We start from the raw sequence: 19,720 nt of genomic DNA, 5'->3' as shown, positions 1-19,720 counted from the left end.
GACGGGGTGAGGGTATCAGGGCCCCAGGTTGAGCCCGTGCTCCCGAGCGCCTACACCTTGACCACCTGGCGCAGATCCGCCGTCGGAGCGAACGCCGGCGGGCGGCGATGCTTGGAGGCCTGCTCGTAGGCGAACGCGAGCCGCAGGAGCACGGGCTCGCTCCAGGCGCGGCCGATGAACGACAGGCCCACGGGCAGTCCGGCCACATACCCAGCGGGGACGGTGATGCTCGGGTAACCCGCGACAGCGGCGGGCGAGGAGCTGCTGCCGAGCCAGTGGTCGCCATTCACCAGGTCGATGAGCCCGGGAGGAGCCTGGGTGGGAGCGACGAGCGCATCGAGCTTGTGCTTGGCCATGACGGCATCGATGCCCTGCTCACGCGACAACTTCCGGCAGGCGGCGAGGGCCTTGAGGTACTTCTTGTCGGTGAGGGGCCCCTTCTCCTGGGCCTGGAGGAACAGCTCCTGGCCGAACCAGGGGAGCTCGGTGTCGCGGTGCTCCTCGTTGAAGCGGATGAGGTCCGCGAGCGTCTTGAGCCGGGTCCTCTCCCCGAGCCCGGCGAGGTAGGCCTCGATGTCGGCCTTGAACTCGTAGAGCAGCACCTCCATCTCCGGCTCATCCGTCTTCGAGGCGGTGGGGATATGGGCCTCGTCGACGATGACGGCACCCTGGGCCTTCATGAGCTCGAGGGCCTGCGCGACGAGCGCATCGGTGGCGGGGTGATAACCGAAGAAACGCTCGCGCGGCACACCGATGCGAGCCCCCTTCAGCCCATGGGGGTCGAGGAAGCGCGTGTAGTCCGCGTGCGCGTGGCCCTTGCTCGAAGCCGTGACCGCATCAGTGGGGTCGATACCGGCGAGGACGCCCAGAAGCGCGGCGGCATCCGCCACGGAGCGGGCCATGGGGCCGGCGGTGTCCTGGCTGTGCGAGAGCGGAATGATGCCCGAGCGGCTCACGAGCCCGAGCGTGGGCTTGAGCCCGACGAGCGAGCTCGCCGCGGACGGAGAGACGATGGAGCCATCGGTCTCGGTGCCGACGGACACGGCGCAGAAGTTGGCGGCGGTGGCGGCGCCGGAGCCCGAGCTGGAGCCCGAGGGCGTGCGGTCGAGGGCGTAGGGATTGCGGCACTGGCCGCCGCGCCCGCTCCACCCGCTGGAGGAGTGCGTGGAGCGGAAGTTGGCCCACTCGCTGAGGTTCGTCTTGCCGAGGATGACGGCACCCGCGGCGCGCAGCCGCTCCACCACGAAGGCATCGCGGGAAGGGACGGCGCCCACGAGCGCGAGGGAGCCGGCGGTGGTCTGCATCTTGTCGGCGGTCCCGATGTTGTCCTTGATGAGGACCGGAATGCCGTGCAGCGGACCGCGAGGCCCCTTCGCCTTGCGCTCCTCATCGAGCGCGGTGGCGATGGCGAGCGCATCCGGATTCAGCTCGATGACGGACTTGAGCGGGAGCTCTCCCTCGCGGTCCAGCGATTGGATGCGGGCGAGGTAGCGCTCGGCGAGGCCCTGCGCGGTGTACCGGCCCGACTGCATGGCGGCCTGGAGCTCGGAGACGGTGGCCTCCTCGAGCTCGAAGGAGCCGGCGCGCGGCGCGGAAGCGGGCGCGGGCGCGGCGTTGCCGGGAGAGGGCTGTGCATGGACATCCAGGGCGGCCAGCGTGCTGGCGGCGGCGGCGCCACCGAGGAACGTCCGGCGGCTCAGGCCCTGGGAGTTTCCGGGGGAAGGAATGGGCTTCTTCATGGAGGGCGCTCAGTACAACAGCGGACGCGGCCGGCCACAACCCGGACCCCTTCACCCCTGGCTCCTGCACCCCACGCACCTTCCGTGCGAGACTCGGGAGGGTGAGCACTCCGACTCCAGACGCCTGGTGCCCGCGTTGCCGAGATACGACCCTGCGCCGGATGCGGACGCGGCACGGGACATTGGGGTTCTGCCAGGGGTGCAAGGGGCACCATGTGACGCGGGAGGCAGGTGACTTCCTGGCGCCGCTCCTCGCCCGGCTGGCGAAGCGCCTCACCGAGGCCGCCGGAGAGGGGCGCTGTGCCCAGGGAGTCCACCTGCTGGCGGACGAGCAGGAGCATTGCTACGTGTGCCCGATGCCCTCGCTGCGCTGTCCGGACTGTACCTCCCGGATGGTGCCGCTCGAGGTCCACGGACAGACGGTGGACATCTGCACCCGCTGTCCGGGCATGTGGCTGGATGCGAACGAGCTGACGGCCCTGCGGAGCGCCCATCAGGGACAGCTCTCCGCACCAGGCGGGTCCCAGGTCCTCGCCGGGTCCCGTCCGGAAGAGTCAGGGACCTTGCTGGGAACGGTGGGAGAGGTCGCGGGCGATGGCGTGCTCTACGTCATCATCGAGGCGATCTGCTCCCTGTTCTGACCGGCCGCGCGGCGTACCAACGGGTCCGACCATCGGACCAGTTGCTCCCCATCGCGGCCGGAGCCTCCCCTCCGAGCTCAGAGCGCCGTCAGGTCGTAGTACTCCGCCGACGACTGGTCGTGGTTGCTCACGCCGCCCACGACGAGCACCGTGCCGTTGCCGAGCAGGGTCGCGGTGTGCTGGTAGCGGTCCACGCTCATGGCGGCCGTCACGCTCCACCTGCCCATGGCCGGGTCATACAGCTCGGACGAGGTCAGGATGCCCGTGGCCGGGTGGTAGCCACCGGCGATGAGCACGCGGCCATCCGGAAGCACGTTGGCGGTATGGAACCGGCGCGGCGAGCCCATGCCGCCCGTGGCTGACCAGTTGCCGGTGGCGGGGTCATACAGCTCGGCGGACGCGCTCGGCGCCACGCCGGTGCCCGAGCCGCCCGCGACCAGCACCTTGCCGCCCGGCAACAGGGTGGCGGTGTGCGAGGCGCGGCCCGTGGCCATCGTCCCCACGCTCGTCCACTTCCCGGTGGCCGGGTCATACAGCTCCGCGGAGGCGATGAGTCCATCGGAGGCATCGCTGCCCCCCGTCACCAGCACCTTGCCGCCGGGCAGCAGCGTCAGGGTGTGGAAGGCCCGAGCCGTGTTCAGGCTTCCAGTAGAGGACCAGGTGTTGGTGGCCGGGTCATACAGCTCGGCCGAGGCCAGCGTGGCGCTGTCGTACTCACCCGCGCGGCCACCGGCCACGAGCACCTTGCCGCCAGGCAGCAGGACGGCGGCGTGGTGGTAGCGCTGGGTGTTGAGAATTCCCGCGGGCGTCCACCTGCCCAGGGCGGGCACGTACAGCTCGGCGGTGGCGTTGGTGATGGGGCACACGCCGCCGCCCGCGATGAGCACCCGGCCATCCCGCAGCTTCGTGGCCGTATGGCCCCGGTGCGAGCCCAGCGTGCTTCCCGTGACGGACCAGGATCGGGCCTCCGGGTTGTAGACCTCCGCCGTGGTGTTGAAGCCACCGGCCACCAGCACCCGGCCATCGTCCAGCAGCGTGGCGGTGTGCAGCAGCCGTGGCAGGGCCATGCTGCCCGTCGGAATCCAACCGCCGCCCCGGTCCTCGCACGAGCCGGAGGCACCCGGAACGACCGTGACCGTCCGCGTCGCGCTGCCCACGTTGCCGGCCCCATCCTTCGCCGAGTACGTGAGGGTGTACGTGCCCGGCATGCGGGTGTTGATGGAGCCGGACACGGTCACCGCGGAGGACAGGACCCCGGAGCACGAGTCGATGGCCACCGCACCCGGCTCGACGTAGGGCGTGCGGCACTCGAGCGTCTCCGAGGCATACCCCACCAGCGACACGGCCGGCGGCGTGGCGTCGACGACGGTCACCGTCCCCGCGCAGCTCGACAGCAGGCCCGCGGGGTCCAGACAGGTCAACCCCACGAGGTACGAGCCCAGCCCCAGGGAGCCGACGAGCCCCTGGGTGCACTGCAGCGAATCCCCATCTGGGTCGTACGAGCCGTCATTCACGGAGGGTACGGTGGCGCTGCAGGTGGGGCCGGCCTGGAGCGTCACGTCCTTGCACTTCGCCACCGGTGCACGGTTGACGGCCACGGACCGGCAGGACGCGCTGCACGCACCGGTGCCGTTGGCCGCGCCGGTATCGCACTGCTCGCCCGGATCCAACGTGCCATCTCCGCACCAGTGCAGGCGGCACACGGACGAGCAGGCCGTGCCCGGCATGCCGTTGCCGAGGCCGGTGTCACACTCCTCGGGGTACTGCACCACGCCATCGCCGCAGCGCACGGGGACGGCACCGCGGGCCAGGATGTAGGGCACCCCGTGCGAGCCATCCGCGAAGTCCAGCGAGCCCGGCAGACGCGCGCCGTACACCGGGTCCCTCGCGATGACGAGCGGGGTGAAGTTGGCGGCCGGGAAGGAATCGAAGGCCTCGTGCACCGAGCAGGCCCAGCGGGACAGCAGCGTGTCCGTCAGGCCCGACAGGGCCGGGTGCGAGGCCACCATGTGGGCGTCGTCGTAGCAACCCACCCCCGTCACGGTGAAGGAGCCAAAGGGCTCCAGCACCGGCACCGGCGTCCGAGGATCCGTGTCGTGGTAGTAGCAGCTCAGGTTGATATAGGCGCCCGTCCTGCCCTCCTGCGCGGTGGCGAACTGGACGGCGTTCTTCGTGACCTGATCCTTGAAGTGGTACACGGGATCCGTGCCCACGATGATGACGTTGCCGTCCACCACGGGGCCCCAGATGCCGCGGGTCTTCGAGGCCGCGGAGATCAACCCGAGGCTGCCAGCACACGTGGCATCCCCCAGGATGATGGCGCGATAGCCCGCGAAGTCCGCCGAGCCCTTCGCGGCCCACGCGGCATCGGAGACGACGTCCACCGTGTAGCCCAGGCTCCGCGCGGCCACCGCCTCCACGCTGTTGGAGCCCCCCGTCACCGACGCCGCCAGGATGAGCACCTTGTGGGTGCTGCCGAGCCCCTGGGGACGCGTGCTCACGTCCGCCGGCATCTCACCGCCACCACAGCCCACGAGCCACCACACGCCCAGGGCCATCAGCATCCGGGAGCACAGACCGCTCCAGGTCTTCGGGGGGATTTCAGACCGCATGGGTTACCTCGGGGGGTTCGCACGCACCGCTCCCAGACACCCGGAGCAGGCGAGCGGCGCCTTTGTACACCAGCGATCGGGGTGGACGGACAGGGGGGGCCCGCCACCGCTTCACGAGCAGAGACGGAATCCCCGCGAGGCCCGGCAATCAGCGAGGCCCGAAGCCTCCGCTGGCACTCTCGGGCACCGGGCAGGCGGCACCGGGCGCACGGCTTGTTCGCCTCCAGACAGATGCTCAGCTTTCCGGGGCGATGAAGACTTCACAGATGATTCCGGCCTGGGTCGTGTTGCTGCTCACCCCGATGATGGCGCTCGCGCAGATGGGTCCCCCGGGGGACAGCCAGAAGGTGGATCAGTATGTCACCCACAGCCCGGCGCTCTGGTACTGGGTGGCGATGACCGTGGTGGCGGCGGCGGCCTTCGCGGTCGTCTCCTTCCGCCTGTCCAGGCACAAGCAGCCGCCCCACCGTCCGAGCACGCCCTGACGCGGACTAGCGCGCGTCCGCGGCCGTCTTCGTCTCGCCCTGCTTGCCCGCGGGGAGATCCGGGATGAGGAGGATCTCGATGCGGCGGTTGCGGGCGCGGCCCTTGGCGTTGGCGTTGCTGGCCACGGGCTTCGTGTCCGCATGGCCCGCGGCCACCAGCTTGCCCGGGGGAACACTGGCCTTCTCGCCGAGGAAGCGCACCACGTTCACCGCGCGCGCCACCGACAGCTCCCAGTTCGTCGGGTAGGTGGCCGCCAGCCGCTGCGAGGGCGGCGCGTCATCCGTGTGGCCCGACACGAGGATGGAGCGGTTCTCCACCTTGGACAGCACCGTGCCCAGCCGCGCCAGCACCTCGCCGCCGCGCGGCGACAGGCTCGCCTCGCCCGAGTCGAAGAGGATCTTGTCCACCAGGTCCACCTGGATGCGGCCCTCGCCCTGCGACAGGCGGATCTCCCCATCGGCGATCTCCGCCTTCAGCTTCTGCTCGATGTCCTCATAGGTGGCCTTGAGGCGGGCGAGCTCGGCGTCCTTCTCCTGCACCGCCAGCTGGAGCTGCTCGCGCTCGGTGGACAGGCGCGTGCGCTCGTCCTCGAGCGCCGTGAGCTTCTGGTCCTTCGCCGCGAGCTGCTGCGACAGCTGCGCCTCCAGCGCCTTGCGCGCCTGCTCGGTGCTCACCGTCCGCGCACGGGCCTCCGCGGCCGACTTCTCCGCCGCCTCCGCGCGCTCCTTCTGCATCGAATACGCGCCGTAACCGAGGTAGCCCGCCACACCGGCCAGCAGCGCCACCACCGCCGTCACCAGCCACGGGAGCCAGGCCTTCGAACCGCCCTCCTTGTTCTGGGGGGCCATTCCCTTCGCGAACACCGTCTTGTCGGAATCTCCAGGCATGGCGCGCAAGCTAGAGGCCCCGCCCGGTGCGCCTCAAGGCGTTGCAGGTACGCGCAGGTATCTGGAGGTGCAACGTTGCACCGATGGCGGAGCGCGAGTCCCGCTCCACGCCGTCCGGTTACAGCCCGGGTCGCGAAGTTTCAGGCCAGCGAGCCGCTCGGGGTGCTCAGCGCGTCGATGAGCTCACGCGCCGACACCGGGTGCCCCTGCCCTTCCGGCGTGAAGAAGATGCCCACGGGCATGCCCTCCTCCTCGAGCTGGGGCAGCACGTTCTCCAGCAGCTCCTGGAGCTTGATGGCGCGAGGCTGGAAGCCGGACCACAGCCGGGTGGCGCACATGGCGGCGAACTCGGGCGTGGGCCAGAGCGGCAGCACGTCCCGCCCGGAGTCGTCGAGCGCGAGCGCCCAGCCCTCGCCATCGAGCCCCCAGACCTCGCCGGACTCGGCCACGCGCTGGAGGAAGTACGCATAGCGGCGGGCCGCGGGCAACCGCAGCACGGCCTGCATCCGATCCTGGCTCTGCTCACTTTCCATGGGTCCTCCCAATGCTCGAAGGATGGTGGGCCGGTCCGACATGGGGCACGCCATCGGTCAACTGGCCCGCGAGCGCGGCCACCTCCTCGGCGCAGCCCCAGGAGAGTGTCACGCCCGCACCACCATGTCCGTAGTTGTGGAGGACGTGACGTCCCTCCACCTGCTCCAGCTCGAGGCGCACGGCGGGCCGTCCGGGCCGCAGCCCCACGAGGTGCTGCAACACGTGGAGGCGGGTGCCCGCGGGCAGCAGCCGCGCCGCGCGCGCGAGGATGGCCTCGGCCTGCGAGGGGTCCGGCGCCAGGGAAGCGCTCCCCTTCACGGAGGTGCCGCCGAGGATGCAGTCGTCGATGCGGGGAATGAGGTACGTCATGCCCCGCGCCTCGTCCTGCTCGTCGAGGAGGAAGCGCTCGAGGGGGAGCGGCGCCACGCGGAGCACCTCGCCGCGGATCGGGTAGAGCGACGCGTCACCCAGGAGGGTGCGCGACCCGAGGCCGGTGCAATTGACGACCAGCGGAGCCACCGCCCAGGCCTCGTCGAGCGAGCGCACCTCGCGCTGGACGATGGAGCCCCCGAGCCGGCGGAAGCGCGCCAGGAGGTACGGGAGGTAGCGCCGCATGTCGATGACGGGGGCCTCGAAGACGAAACCGTCGACGAAGCCCGGGAGCAGCTCGGACGCGGTGGCGTGGCGGAAGCCGGGCACGCTGGAGGCCCACCACGGATCGGGAGCGGGCCAGAGCAGCAGCTCCGTGCCGAGGACGCGCCGCACACCGGTCTCGGGGTGCGCGGCGAGGACGCACAGCTCCTCGAGGGTGCGGGCGCCCCAGGCGGTGACACGCTCCTGGGGGAAGGCGAGGTACGGGTACCAGACGGCCGCCGCGATATCGGACGTGGTGTGGGGAGGCAGCTCGCGCGCCCAAATCTCCACCGCGTGCCCGGCTTCGAGAAGCCGGACACCGCAGGACAGGCCAGAGACTCCACAGCCAAGGATGACGACGCGCATGGGAGACCGGGGGGACAACCCCATGTTCTATGCGGACGAGGCTGGTGAAGTGAATGCCCCCCCCACTGAATCCCGGAACCGGGGCGGTGCGGCTATCCTCCGGGAGCGATGCCTCCACTCATCAGCCTGTTGACGGACTTCGGCGTGAAGGACACCTACGTGGGCCAGATGAAGGCGGCACTACTCCGGGTATGTCCGGGGGCGAGCCTCGTGGACCTGACGCACGAGGTGCCCGCACAGGACGTGAGGGGCGGAGCCTTCCTGCTGTGGAGCGCGGTGGAGGCCTTTCCCGAGGGCTCGCTGCACCTGGCGGTGGTGGATCCAGGAGTGGGCTCGACACGGCGCGCCGTGGCGGCGAGGACGCGGCGGGGAGACGTGCTGGTGGGGCCGGACAACGGACTGCTGGTGCCGGCGCTGGAGCAGCTCGGGGGACTGGCGGCGGCGGTGGAGCTGACGGAGTCCGCGTACTGGGGCCCGAGGCAGTCGAGGACATTTCACGGGCGGGATGTGTTCGCGCCGGTGGTGGGGCACCTGGCGGCGGGCGTCCCACTGGAGAAGCTCGGCCGGGAGCTGAAGGACCTGGAGCGGCCGATCTCATTCCCGAAGCCGGGGGAGGAGGACGGATGCCCGGTGGGCGAGGTGGTGCACGTGGACACCTACGGCAACCTCATCACGAACCTGCCGGGGGCGGTGTTGCCGGCGCGCTTCCGGGTGCACGTGGGGAGCACGATCATCGAGGACGCGCCGCACGCGCACTACCAGGCAGTGCCAGCGGGGAAACCCCTCTCCCTGGTGGGGAGCGCGGGATTGCTGGAGGTCTCGGTGAGGGACGGCAGCGCGGCGAAGGAATTGGAGACAGGCCGGGGAGCGCGAGTGCGCATCGAGCCGCGTTGAAGCAAGCCCCCTGAGAGCCCACGGTGGAACGCCCCCTCTCCCTCCGGGAGAGGGTCAGGGTGAGGGTGCCTGCTTCCCACCGTTCATCCCCGTGCCCAGGCTTCCCCCCAGGGGAATGCCCGCGATGAGCACGGAGCGGCCGAAACGAAAGGCCCCAGGCTGGGCCAGAGCGAGCATCTACACGGTGGGCCACTCGACGCGCTCGGCGGAGGAGCTGGTGGAGCTGCTCCAGGCGCACGGAATCCAGACGCTGGTGGACATCCGCACGGTGCCGCGCTCGCGGACGAATCCGCAGTTCAACCAGGACACGCTGCCGCGGACGCTCGCGAAGGCGGACATCCGGTACGTGCACCTGCCGAGGCTCGGAGGGCTGAGGCGCACGAGCAAGGACTCGCCCAACACGGCGTGGCGCAACACCAGCTTCCGAGGCTACGCGGACTACATGCAGACGGACGAGTTCGCACGGGGACTCGAGGAGCTACGAGAACTGACGCCAGACGGCCCCCTTGCGCTCATGTGCGCCGAGGCGGTGCGCTGGAGGTGCCACCGCTCGCTGGTGGCGGACGCGCTGTACGCGCGGGGCGTGGAGGCGCGGCACATCACCAGCCGCACCCGCGCCGAGCCGCACAAGCTCACGCCCTTCGCGGTGCTCCACGGCAGACAAGTGCTCTATCCGGGAGACCGGGAAGAGGAGCATCGACGCTCCTCCTCCAGCCCTTCGTCGGTGTAACGGAAGAGCGACCTGGCCGGAAGCCATCGGCGGCGTCTTCGATTCCCGCCGCCTCCACACTCAGAAGCTCAGCAATCCCGAGGGGTTGCTGGGCTTTTTCTTTGCCCTCGTTTCCGCATGTGCCCTCAGTGTGCCCCTTCGGCGCTTCTGGCCGGAGCAGCTTGGAGCTGGGGCACAGGAAGGTCGAGCTGCTGCACGGCGCTCGCCCGTACCTCAGGGGACAGGTGCGCGTAGCGCTCCGTCATCTCAATGGTAGCGTGCCCCATCAGTTCCTGGAGCGCCTGTGTCGCCGGGACGGGCCAGAGCTGCGACGGCGTGGACGGAGACGGCTGCCACGAGGGCATCGTCCAGTGCCATGGCGCCTGCTCCGACACCACGGGGACACAGGTCGAGGTCTGCGGCGATGGTCTGGACAACGACTGCAATGGCACCATCGACGACCGTTGCACCATTTGCGGCGACGGCGTGTGCGACGCGGGGGAGGACGGCATCTGCAACGCCGACTGCCAGCCGTGCGGTGACGGGTTCTGCAACTGGAACGAGCGCTGTGCGGAGGACTACGACTACTGTGGGGATAGGGACTGCTTGGCCCACGAGTATGGATACTGCTCGACGGACTGCGGCTCCTGAGTTCCCGGCCCCCGGTCCGTGGTCCGAGTCCATGGCCGGGCGTTGAAACAGGGCGTCAGGCGAAGGTCTGGCGCCCCGTGGTCTTCATGTCGCCGAAGCGAGCCTCAGAACGCCTTGGAGCTCTTCTTGCTCTGCTTCTCGGCCTCTGCCTTCTTGTTCGCTTCGAACTCAGCATCCATGGCGTGCTTCGCGGCGGGAACCGAGAAGGTCAGGAAGGTCGTGGTGGAGGGCCAGCCACGGGAGACGGTGATGATCACTCCATCCTGCCGCGACCAAGTATGCACCACCTTCCCGAGGCCGATGTCCCCTTGCTTGGAGGTCGGTGCTCCGTACTTCGCCTGGACCATGGAGGAGATCCGACCGACCTGCTCGGTGTCCAGGGAGGAGGGGAACTCGTACTCGAAGACCGCCAACCGACCCGTGGCGGAGACGTAGCCCACCCGGAGCTTCTCGGCGCCATCGATCAGACCCTTGGCCGAGTAGAGGTCGTACCAATAGGCGTCGTCCTCGCGCTCTGACACCGCGCCTTCCTTCTTGGCGGCAACCCGCATGGCCTGCCGCGTGGCGGAGGTGAGCACCACATCGAAGACGGTCGTGGGCGAGGCCGCCTCGCGCGGCTTGTCCTGGGCTCCCCCCTGCTCCCACTCTTTGAGGTACTTGCACGACGGGGTGACCCCGCCCTTACAGGCCTTCTCAAAGAGTGCGAAGGCGCGGCGCTTGTCCTTAGGCACGCCGCGGCCATCCGCGAGGTGATTGCCGAAATTGTGGCATGCCATGACAGACCCGTCCTCGCACGCCTTCTCATAGAGTGCGATGGCGCGGCGCTCGTCCTTGGGCATGCCGCGGCCATCCGCGAGGAGGCGGCCGAGATCGTTGCAAGCCGGGACAAACCCGTCCTTGCACGCCTTCTCGTGGAGGACGGCGGCGCGGCGCTCGTCCTTGGGTACGCCAAGGCCCTCCGAGAGGAAGACGCCGAGGTAGCTGCAAGACGGGACATGCCCGCCCCCGCACGCCTTCTCGAGCAGGACGGTGGCGCGGCGCTCGTCCTTGGGCACGCCGGTGCCATGCGCGTATTGCAGGCCAAGGTTGCTGCAACCCGTGGAGGAGCCGCCCTCACAAGCCTTCTCGTGGAGGACGACGGCGCGGCCCTCGTCCTTGGGCACACCACGGCCAACCAGATAGGACAGACCGAGGTTGTTGCAAGCCATGGCGAACCCGCCCTCACAAGCCTTCTCGTAGAGGACGACAGCGCGGCCCTCGTCCTTGGGCACGCCAATGCCCTTCTCGTAGTGCACGCCGAGACCGTTGCAAGCCATGGCGAACCCGCCCTCACAAGCCTTCTCGTAGAGGACGACGGCGCGGCGCTCGTCCTTGGGTACGCCAAGGCCATCCGCGAGTTGATCGCCGAGCGCGCTGCAAGCCGGAGCATTTCCGCCCTCGCACGCCTTCTCGAACAGCACCGCAGCACGGCGCATGTCTCGAGCGACCCCCTGTCCCTTCATGTGGAGCAGGCCAAGCTCATGGCACGCCGAGACACTCCCGCCCTCGCACGCCTTCTCGTGGATGGCGGCGGTGCGGCGCTCGTCCGGGCGAGCGCCACTGTCTGCCTGGGAGTGCTCGGCGCTGCCGGGTTTCAACTGGGCGGACGAGACCCCCTGTTGTGCCATGGCACATGGACCCAACAACCCGAGGACCACGCACAGTTCCCTGCTTCGCCGAGCCACGATTCCCATCCATCCAGACATGACAGCCCCTTTCATGTGTGGACGGGACCCTCCAGCGCCGCGGCCACATGGCCCAAAATCATACATTCCGGGAAACAGACAGCGCCAGAACCGTAGGCACGCTGCCCAGGCCGCGCTCCCCTCAGGTGTATGGCAGGGGCCTGGACCTCTTGGCTGGCGAGACTGGGGAACTCGGGCCGCTTGCGTCGGTGAGCGGGTTGACCCTGTGGGGCCGCATGTGCCCCCAGTGTGCCCCGCCAGCGGGGAAAGGGGCGGAACACGAGGGAACGGGGTGGGACGGGTCGGGATGACGAACCCCAGGAGAATCAAGGCAATAGCGGGTAACAGCGCGTCCTGCTTAGGGTTTTCCATCGCCTTGTTCACGGGTTCGATTCCCGCCGCCTCCAGATGGAGCAACAGGCACCGAGTCGGCCACGTGTTACGGAGAGTCGTGTGAGCCCGCGTTTGTACCGAGGATGCCGGTGAGTGGCTCCGCACGCTCGTCGATACCGTGGCAACCTGGAGCCGCGCGCAGACCACGGAGCTGCTCGCCGCCGGTACGCCCTGAGCCGCTCTGGCGCAACACCATGCCTGCTGGGCGTACGTTCAGGCGCGGCGCTTTGGAGTCCGTGGAGAGAGCGCCGCGTCGACTTCGCGCAGCGCGGCGGCGAGCCCCGGGAGCTTCGGATTCAGGCTGCATGCCGCCTCCAGCTTCTCCTTGGCGAGGTGGGCGCGCCCCTCGGCCCTGAGCTTGCCCAGCCCGAGCCATAGGAAGGCCCGGGCCGGGTCGCGGAGCTGAAGGTAGTGCTCGTGCAGCGCCAGGTAGGGCGCGGGCCGCTCGGGGGCCGCCCGGATCTGGGCCTCGAGGAAGCGCGCCGGATTCTTCTGTTCCGGAGGACTCGAAGTGCAGCACCTGCTCGTCGCCGCGTTTCGCGTCCCACGCGGGAACTGGCTCGAAGCCGGGGACGGAGAAGCTCTCGCTGATGCGCGTCTGGAGTTTCATGGGAGACAACCGTGTAGGCACACGCGATGCTGCCACTAATTGTCGAGCGCGCCCGCGAGGATCCACGAGCGGATCTGCGTGAGCTCTCCCGGGTTGAGATCGAAATAGTCGGAATCGCCCATGGGCATCCGGCGGCCGCACGCATCGCCGCTGATGCGCGTCACCAGCAGGGACTCGTCGGGGCGGCCGGGCGTGACCCGGGGGCCCGCGGCACACTGCCCCACCCCCGCCGCCATCAGCGAGGCATGCGACTTGCCCGCCTGCAGGTTCAGCCCCTCGGAGCCATGCTCGTTGTGGCAGTCCGAGCACTTCGCGCTCCAGATGGGCTCGATATCCCGGGCATACAAGGGAACGCCCACCTCCACGTTCACCGAACGTGTCTCCGAACGGGAGCCATCGGACACGGTGACCTTCAGGGTATAGGCGGCGGGCTTGTCGAGCTCCCCCGAGCGCCACTCGGCGGAGGCCTGGTTCGGGCGGGTGAAGGTCCCCGCTCCGCCCGGCTCCGTCGTCCAGGAATAGGTGAGCGGATCCCCATCCGGATCCCTCGCGGAGATGTAGACGGGGAGCACCTTGCCCGCGACGAGCCCCTGGGTGTCCACGCTGATGGCCGCGTCCACGATGGGCGCCTGGTTGAGGGCGGGGACGTTCACCACGGTGACCGACACCGTGCCCTGCGCCGAGCCCCCCTTCCCGTCCGAGACCGTCACCTTCAGCACGAAGGTCGTGTTGCTGGAGATGAACGGCGCGGTCCACGAGGCGGTGGAGCTGCTCCCCTCGGCGAACGTCCCCAGGGGCGAGAACGGGCTCTGGGTCCAGGAATAGGTGAGCGTGTCGCCATCGGGATCCGTGGCCGTCACCGAGAGGCTCGCGGTGGAGCCCTCATTGAGGGTCGTCTGCGTCGAGGCCACCGGTCCGAGCGTGGGGGCGCGGTTGGGCGGCAGGACGGTGAAGGAGATGGGGGCGGAGACGGTGCTGTTGCCCGCGGCGTCCTGGGCCTTCACGGTGAGCTGGTGGCTCCCCGGGGGTGTGCTGGACGCGTCCCAGGTGCACGAGAACGTCGAACCGGAGCTCCGCGCGGTGGCGTCCACGCACGCCGACGCGCCAGAGACGAGGAACTCCACCCGGGCCACCGTGCCCGAGTTGTCCTCGGCGGTGGCCCGGAGGACCCGCGAGCCCGAGACGCCCTCTCCCGCCGTCACGCCCTCCACCACCCGGACATTCACCGGCGCAACGGAATCCGCATCCCCCCCACACCCCATCATCCCCAAGACAAGACATCCCACGACGAGCCGAAGTGCTTTCATGGGACGACTATCGCATGCCCGGCAGGACTGGCTCGGGCATGTCTCGGGATGGGCAAGCGTCGCGCGCAGGGTATTCACGCCACACCGCCCTGCTGGGTCCGGCGCAGCAGCAGCAATCCAGCCACCGTCACGAAGGCCAGGGCGGACAGCGCGAGCGACACGTGGGGGTTGGTCAGGCTCCCCAGGAGACCCACGGTCACGCCGCTGAACGCCCGCAGGCCGGAGGCCGACATGCTGAAGAGCCCCAGCACGCGGCCTCGGATGGCGTCCGGCGCGTTCAGCTGCACGAGCGCCTGGGTCATGCTGCTGAAGGAGAGCTCGAGGAATCCGGCCAGGAACAGCACGCAGATGGCCGCCGGATACCAGCGCATGAACGAGAACGTGAAGAGCGAGCAGCCCCACAGGAAGGCGAGCTTCATCGCGGAAGCGGGCGCCATCCGCAGCCAGTTGCCGCGCGTCTCGAGCAGGATGCCCGCGAGCAGCGCTCCGGCCGCATCCGCTCCCAGCAGGAGCGTATAGGTCAGGCCGGGGTCCCCATGGCCCAGGTCATGGGCGAAGCCCGGCATCTGCGCATGGTAGCTGTTGCCGATGAAGAAGGAGGCCGCCCCCGCCAGCAACACCATGGCCGCGACCACGGGTATCCCGCGCACGTCGCGAAGGGTCTGGACGATGTCGGCGAAGCCCCGGACGGCCCGCCTCGCGCCTGGCGCCGCCCCGCGGAAGTGCCGGCCATACGGTGCGCGCACCAGCCAGAGCAGGAGGGGCAGATAGAACACCGTGTTGATGAAGATGCCCCAGGTCGGCCCGAACAACCGCATGACGAGGCTGCCCACGCCAGGGCCCACCAGGAAACCGAGGTACCGGGCCGTCGCGTTCAGGCGCACCGCGCTGGCCAGGTGGCTCGGGCCCACGATGTCGTAGAGCAACATCTGGCTGGAGGTGCCCCAGAGCACGCCCGCGCAGCCGTGGAGGGTGAGGAGGAGCATCGCGTGCCGCACCCGCAAGGTGTCCGTGACGAAGAAGTATCCCCACCCCACGGAGGCGGTGATGAAGAGCACCATGCCGGCCTGGATGAGGCGCCTGGAATCGAACCGGTCATTGAGCGCGCCCACCGGCACCGAGAACATCAAGAAGGGCAGCCAGTGGGACACCACCGCGAACCCACCCAGCGCCGGTGAGTGGAACTTCTGGAACGCCACCCAGTAGCTGATCACGTGCTCGATGTTGTCGGCCATCATCGCCAACAGGAACGTGATGAGGAAGGTCCGGAAGCCCGGGGCGCGGAGCGCGCTCGATTCAGCGGGGGCGGTGGCCACGGTGGAGGTCATGGAGGTTCGCGCACGGGCGGGGGGAGACCCACCATACCTCAGCAGGAAAGCGCCCCCCCGCCGCATCAACGGTGGCTACATGGAAGGCGAGGCGCCTGGCCCGTGTGCAGCGGAGCGAGCGGGCGCCCGTGGCTGGGATGACCGGGGGCCGTGCTAGTGTTTTCGGAGAATGCCGATCAAGACCCGCCGCTGGTGCGTGCCCGGGGAGCCCGATGACGGACTGCGCATCCTGATCTGCCGCTTCCGTCCTCGCGCGCTCCCCAAGGCCAAGGAGACGTGGGACGTGTGGATGAAGGACCTGGGTCCCAGTCCGCCGCTGCTCGCCGCCTTCCAGGGCAAGGGCCAGACGCCCATCTCGCTCGACGAGTACCGCGAGCGCTACGTGCGCGAGATGGAGTCCCAGCGGGACACCATCGCGGAGCTCGCGGCCCGCGTGGACCGGGGAGAGACGCTCACGCTGATGTGCTCCAAGGACTGCATCATCGACAAGGCGTGCCACCGCACCCTCCTCGCCGAGCTCATCGAGGCCGCCCGGGCGAAGTGAGCCCCCGCGCGCTCCGCGTCACGCCACCCGCACGCCACGCCACGAATCCCCATGAACACTCGCCCACGCCCTTCCCGCTCCCTCGCGCTCCTGATGTGTCTGGGAGTCGCGTCCAATGCCTGCTCGAAAGACGCCGAGACGCCTCCGCCCCGTCCCGCGGGACGCCCACTCCAGGTCGCCCGGGACGCGGACATCGCCAAGGCAGACAGCCTCACGGGTTTCCGGACCGCGTATGAACAGGCCTACCGGCTCACGCCGGATGCACGCTTCACCCGCGCGCTCGCCCTCCTCGAGCAGCTCCTCACCGGACAGCCCGCGCCCAAGGTGGAGGCACGCTTCCAGGAAGGCCAGTGGCACCTCCTGAGCAACGGCACCGAGGTGGGCTCGCTGCCCGAGTTCCCCGACTTCCCCCAGGCCCTCGCGCTGCTCGAGGCCCGGGCCCGTCAGCTCGGCACGGAGAAGCTCGACCTCCAGAAGGGCGCGGACACCGCCACGCCCACGCCGCCCTCCCCTCCCCCGAAGAAGAAGCCCGCCCCCAAGTCCGGCAAGCGCGGCTCCCGGCGGATGAAGAAGCTCGCCCAGCAGGTGGCGGGAAACGTCTCCGGCGACACGCTCCCGCTCGGACGGGCGGCGATCGACGTGCTGCACCAGCACGACCGGGACTGGGCGGCTGGCAAGCGGAGTGTGTCCTCGGTGCGGGAGGGAACCCGGGCCCTGGTGTCGCTCGCCTTCCAACTGGTGGACCTGACCGGGACGGCCGATGAGGTCCCCGCCCGCGCCCTGGCGCACCTGGCCCTGGCGCGCGTCGTCACGGGCGAGCCCCTCACTCAGGAGCAGGCGTTGCTCGCCAGTGCCCTCGGCCATGACCGGGCGGCGCGCCAGCTCGCGGAGACGCTCTCCGCCGGCTCGCCCGTGCGCCTCTACTTCCTGCGGGAGGATGCCCGGCTCGAGTCCCTCGCCAGGGAGCAGCAGGGGCTGGCCTGGTACCTGTGGCTGCGCCGGGCGTCGGAAGTGGGCCTCACGGAGCGCTCGCGCCGGTTGAGCAAGATCGAGCTCGACCCGCACACCGCCATCCACGAGCTCACCGCCCTGCTACACGGCAGAGAGTTCGATCTGGATCGCACCCTGGGCATGAGCCTCCCGCCGCTCGTGCTGCGCGAGATGGCCGCGGCCACCGGGCGGACCGACGCGGAGGAGCGCGCGCCCGCCAGGAAGGGGGCCCGCAAGACGAAGGGCCAGGAGATGGAGCGCCTGTTGAAGCAGCTTCACGAGCGCTTCAACCTCCTGCAGCGGGGCATCCTCCCCGCCTTCGAGGAGCAGCTCGCCCTGGTGGGCAACACCGAGGGCTTCTTCCTCGATGCCGGAACGGAGCGCGCCTACTTCCAGGGGCTCTTCTTCTCCGCGCAGTACCGCCTGGGGCTGCACCTCCTCGACTCGTTCGCCTCGGCCGAGGCCGCCGGCGCGTTCTCGAAGAGTCTCGGGAGCGGCGGTACGCCCGCGGGCAAGGAGTTCCAGGAGTGGATGTCGCGGCTCGTCGCCGCCGGGTCCGGCCAGCGCGTGGAGGCCTCGCTCATGCAGTCCCTCACGGAGCTGAAGAGCTTCGGCACCGCCCCCCTCCTCCGCGTGTACGAGGAGCTCCTGGACGCCGCCGATTGGATGGACCCGGCGCTCTCGTCGATGGCCCGGCGCATCGCCGCCCGGATGGACTCGCGGCCAGAGCACCGCTTCTTCCTGGCGCAGATCGCCCGGGGCACCCTGTACGACATCGTGCTCTCGGAGAAGCTCTACCGCGCCACCTTCGAGGCCACGGAGGGGGTCAAGAGCGGGGCCTGGGTGGCCTGGCTCGACCGGGACTCCGCGAAGCTGCAAGCGCTGCTGGACTCGCCCCACACCTACGGAAGCATCCGGCAGCAGGTGCTCGCGCATCTGCTGGAGTCCCAGCCGGTGCCGCCCGAGGCCCTGATGACGAAGCTCGCTCCCTTGCTGGCCACGCACGGGGACGAGTGGACCTTCACCTCGGGCTGCGTGGAGCTGCTCGAGAAGCACGGACGCTACGGCGAGGCCCGCGGGGTGGTGGAGCAGTGGCTGGCGCAGCACCCGAATCCGGGAGGGTTCCAGGGCATCAACGCCCGCACGACGCTCGCCCGGATGTACCAGCTCGAGGGCAACGCCCAGGCCGGGTGGACGGCGATGGAGCCGGCCCTGGAGAGCTACCAGTTCGGTGCCATGCGGCAGGCGGCGCTGCTGTCCCTGGACCTCGGAGAGGAGAAGCGGGCCCTCTCGCTGGCGGAGGCCGCGGCCGGCCGCTACCCGGGGCCGAAGAGCCTGACCCTGATGGCCGAGGTGCTGTGGCGCACCGGTGAGCTCGAGGCAGCGGCCGGACTCCTGGCGTCCCCCCAGCGCTCCCTGCGGGGCATCGACTGGCGCTGGAGCATTGGCGCTCGCTTCGCCGCCGTCTTCGGCAAACGTCCGGTGAAGGAGGGGCTGGAGGCGTTCAAGGCGCTCCAGAAGAAGGGCATCGGGGCCATGGAGCTGAGCCAGCTCGCGCTCGAGGTGAATCGCGCGGGCAACCCCGAGCTCGCCTTCGAGCTGCAATCGCGGATCGACGCCCCGGGTCTCCAGAAGCTGGAGATGATCATGGACGCGTACCGCTACCTGAAGAAGTGGAAGTCGGAGAAGGACGCGGTGGCGTGGCTGCGCACCCGGGTGCCGAAGAACCTGCTCGAGCCGCTGAGCATGTTCGCCTTCCGGGAGAAGGAGGACGGGGTGCTCTGGGACGTCATCCCCCTCGCGGAGGGCACGGCGGAGACGACGGACTACGTCTGGCTCACGCGAGCGGCCGCGAGCACCCGCGCGAGGGACACGGACGCGGCGCACCAGGCCGCGCTGCGCAAGCGCTTCGAGGTGGACCGCCCCGGCTTCTACCACCAGGTGGGCCGCCACCTGCTCGGCCTCATCCCCGAGCAGGCCGTCATCGCGGCGGCGGCCACGGCCAGGAACCGCCAGGAGCTGCCCTACTTCCTCGGCCTCGAGGCCCAGGCCGAGGGGCGCTACGAGGACGCGGTGACGTGGTACCGGGCCATCGTCGAGACGAGCAACCCGAAGGTGGGCGAGTACCAGTGGGCCTACGGGGAGCTCATGCGCTTGAAGCAGGCCGAGCTGAGCCTGGCCCTCCTGAAACAGCGCGCACAGTGAAGGCCCGCATGGGCGGGCGAGGACGAGCAGTGAAAGGAGGGCGGGGGCGCACATGGGCTTTTTCCGCCCGACGCAGGTAGGGCAGAATGCGCGCCCTATGGAGCAGCAGGTCCTCGCGATGGATGTGCGGCAACTGGAGAAGTTGAGCGTGCTTCAGGACGAGGACTCGCCCAACCTGGTGGCGGACATGGCCCGTGGGTACCTCGAGCGCACGCCCCAGCGGCTCGTCCGCATGAAGGAGCTGCTGGCCGCGAGGAACGCCCACCAGCTCGCGAGCGAGGCCCACGGCCTGGCGACGAGCAGCGGCATGTTCGGGATGATGCGCGTGCGCCAGCACTGCAAGGCGCTGGAGAACCTCGCGCGCGGCCCCAGCCTGGATGGCGCCGAGGCGCTGCTCGCCCAGATGGAGCAGGCCTACGTGGAGGCCCGGCCCCTGCTGATGATGCAGCTCGGCATCCAGGAGTGAC

16 protein-coding genes and 1 pseudogene are annotated in these 19,720 nt (G+C 69.7%); 8 read left to right on the top strand and 9 right to left on the bottom strand.

What is annotated here, in order from left to right; all coding sequences use genetic code 11:
* Positions 1 to 50: 50 nt before the first annotated feature.
* Entirely contained in the window at positions 51 to 1,739 is a 1,689-nt protein-coding gene (locus VFZ09_RS06895) for an amidase (protein ID WP_329726681.1), read from the bottom strand.
* Positions 1,740 to 1,954: 215 nt separating this feature from the next.
* Between VFZ09_RS06895 and VFZ09_RS06890 the strand changes: the two genes are divergently transcribed.
* Complete coding sequence (locus VFZ09_RS06890; protein WP_329726680.1) at positions 1,955 to 2,380, top strand: zf-TFIIB domain-containing protein; 426 nt, start codon at positions 1,955 to 1,957, stop codon at positions 2,378 to 2,380.
* A 77-nt stretch (positions 2,381 to 2,457) separates the two neighbouring features.
* Here VFZ09_RS06890 and VFZ09_RS06885 read toward each other — a convergent pair whose 3' ends face one another.
* Complete coding sequence (locus VFZ09_RS06885) at positions 2,458 to 4,992, bottom strand: kelch repeat-containing protein (RefSeq protein ID WP_329726679.1); 2,535 nt, start codon at positions 4,990 to 4,992, stop codon at positions 2,458 to 2,460.
* 251 nt (positions 4,993 to 5,243) lie between these two features.
* Here VFZ09_RS06885 and VFZ09_RS06880 point away from each other — a divergent pair, with 251 nt between their 5' ends.
* Entirely contained in the window at positions 5,244 to 5,477 is a 234-nt protein-coding gene (locus tag VFZ09_RS06880; protein ID WP_329726678.1) for a hypothetical protein, read from the top strand.
* A gap of 6 nt (positions 5,478 to 5,483) precedes the next feature.
* On the opposite strand, the gene VFZ09_RS06875 is transcribed toward VFZ09_RS06880, so the two are convergent.
* From VFZ09_RS06875 to VFZ09_RS06865, 3 genes are all read right to left on the bottom strand, one after another.
* Positions 5,484 to 6,365 (bottom strand): OmpA family protein, encoded by an 882-nt coding sequence (locus VFZ09_RS06875; protein ID WP_329726677.1) that lies wholly within the window; start codon positions 6,363 to 6,365, stop codon positions 5,484 to 5,486.
* Between the two features lie 140 nt (positions 6,366 to 6,505).
* The gene (locus VFZ09_RS06870; RefSeq protein ID WP_329726676.1) at positions 6,506 to 6,898 is read right to left on the bottom strand and encodes a DUF2750 domain-containing protein; all 393 of its coding nucleotides are present in this window, start codon (positions 6,896 to 6,898) and stop codon (positions 6,506 to 6,508) included.
* The gene (locus VFZ09_RS06865; RefSeq protein ID WP_329726675.1) at positions 6,888 to 7,898 is read right to left on the bottom strand and encodes an FAD-dependent oxidoreductase; all 1,011 of its coding nucleotides are present in this window, start codon (positions 7,896 to 7,898) and stop codon (positions 6,888 to 6,890) included. The genes VFZ09_RS06870 and VFZ09_RS06865 overlap by 11 nt, the downstream gene beginning before the upstream one ends.
* A gap of 108 nt (positions 7,899 to 8,006) precedes the next feature.
* Between VFZ09_RS06865 and VFZ09_RS06860 the strand changes: the two genes are divergently transcribed.
* Positions 8,007 to 8,792: an SAM-dependent chlorinase/fluorinase gene (locus VFZ09_RS06860; protein WP_329726674.1), complete on the top strand. Its 786-nt coding sequence runs from the start codon at positions 8,007 to 8,009 to the stop codon at positions 8,790 to 8,792.
* A 124-nt stretch (positions 8,793 to 8,916) separates the two neighbouring features.
* Positions 8,917 to 9,522 carry a DUF488 domain-containing protein gene (locus tag VFZ09_RS06855; RefSeq protein WP_329726673.1) on the top strand — a complete coding sequence of 202 codons (606 nt, stop codon included), beginning with the start codon at positions 8,917 to 8,919 and terminating at the stop codon, positions 9,520 to 9,522.
* 125 nt (positions 9,523 to 9,647) lie between these two features.
* On the opposite strand, the pseudogene VFZ09_RS06850 reads toward VFZ09_RS06855, so the two are convergent.
* Positions 9,648 to 9,806 (bottom strand): annotated as a pseudogene (locus VFZ09_RS06850) (site-specific integrase); the annotation flags it as partial.
* On the opposite strand from VFZ09_RS06850, the gene VFZ09_RS06845 reads away from it, so the two are divergent.
* Positions 9,772 to 10,152 (top strand): hypothetical protein, encoded by a 381-nt coding sequence (locus VFZ09_RS06845; protein ID WP_329726757.1) that lies wholly within the window; start codon positions 9,772 to 9,774, stop codon positions 10,150 to 10,152. The pseudogene VFZ09_RS06850 and the gene VFZ09_RS06845 overlap by 35 nt on opposite strands.
* Positions 10,153 to 10,256: 104 nt before the next feature.
* On the opposite strand, the gene VFZ09_RS06840 is transcribed toward VFZ09_RS06845, so the two are convergent.
* From VFZ09_RS06840 to VFZ09_RS06830, 3 genes are all read right to left on the bottom strand, one after another.
* Positions 10,257 to 11,819 carry a hypothetical protein gene (locus VFZ09_RS06840; RefSeq protein ID WP_329726672.1) on the bottom strand — a complete coding sequence of 521 codons (1,563 nt, stop codon included), beginning with the start codon at positions 11,817 to 11,819 and terminating at the stop codon, positions 10,257 to 10,259.
* Positions 11,820 to 12,914: 1,095 nt separating this feature from the next.
* Entirely contained in the window at positions 12,915 to 14,186 is a 1,272-nt protein-coding gene (locus VFZ09_RS06835) for an Ig-like domain-containing protein (protein ID WP_329726671.1), read from the bottom strand.
* 74 nt (positions 14,187 to 14,260) lie between these two features.
* Positions 14,261 to 15,514 carry an MFS transporter gene (locus VFZ09_RS06830; protein WP_329726670.1) on the bottom strand — a complete coding sequence of 418 codons (1,254 nt, stop codon included), beginning with the start codon at positions 15,512 to 15,514 and terminating at the stop codon, positions 14,261 to 14,263.
* 169 nt (positions 15,515 to 15,683) lie between these two features.
* Between VFZ09_RS06830 and VFZ09_RS06825 the strand changes: the two genes are divergently transcribed.
* From VFZ09_RS06825 to VFZ09_RS06815, 3 genes are all read left to right on the top strand, one after another.
* A complete protein-coding gene (locus VFZ09_RS06825) occupies positions 15,684 to 16,058 on the top strand; it encodes a DUF488 domain-containing protein (RefSeq protein ID WP_329726669.1) in 375 nt (124 codons plus the stop codon).
* A gap of 51 nt (positions 16,059 to 16,109) precedes the next feature.
* The gene (locus VFZ09_RS06820; RefSeq protein ID WP_329726668.1) at positions 16,110 to 19,253 is read left to right on the top strand and encodes a hypothetical protein; all 3,144 of its coding nucleotides are present in this window, start codon (positions 16,110 to 16,112) and stop codon (positions 19,251 to 19,253) included.
* A 97-nt stretch (positions 19,254 to 19,350) separates the two neighbouring features.
* Positions 19,351 to 19,719 carry an Hpt domain-containing protein gene (locus tag VFZ09_RS06815; RefSeq protein WP_329726667.1) on the top strand — a complete coding sequence of 123 codons (369 nt, stop codon included), beginning with the start codon at positions 19,351 to 19,353 and terminating at the stop codon, positions 19,717 to 19,719.
* Position 19,720: the final 1 nt, after the last annotated feature.

This window comes from Archangium sp. (assembly GCF_036277355.1).
In the GTDB taxonomy this organism is placed as follows: Bacteria; Myxococcota; Myxococcia; order Myxococcales; family Myxococcaceae; genus Archangium.
The sequence above is the reverse complement of the archived record's forward strand: the minus strand, read 5'-3'. Positions and strand labels throughout refer to the sequence as shown.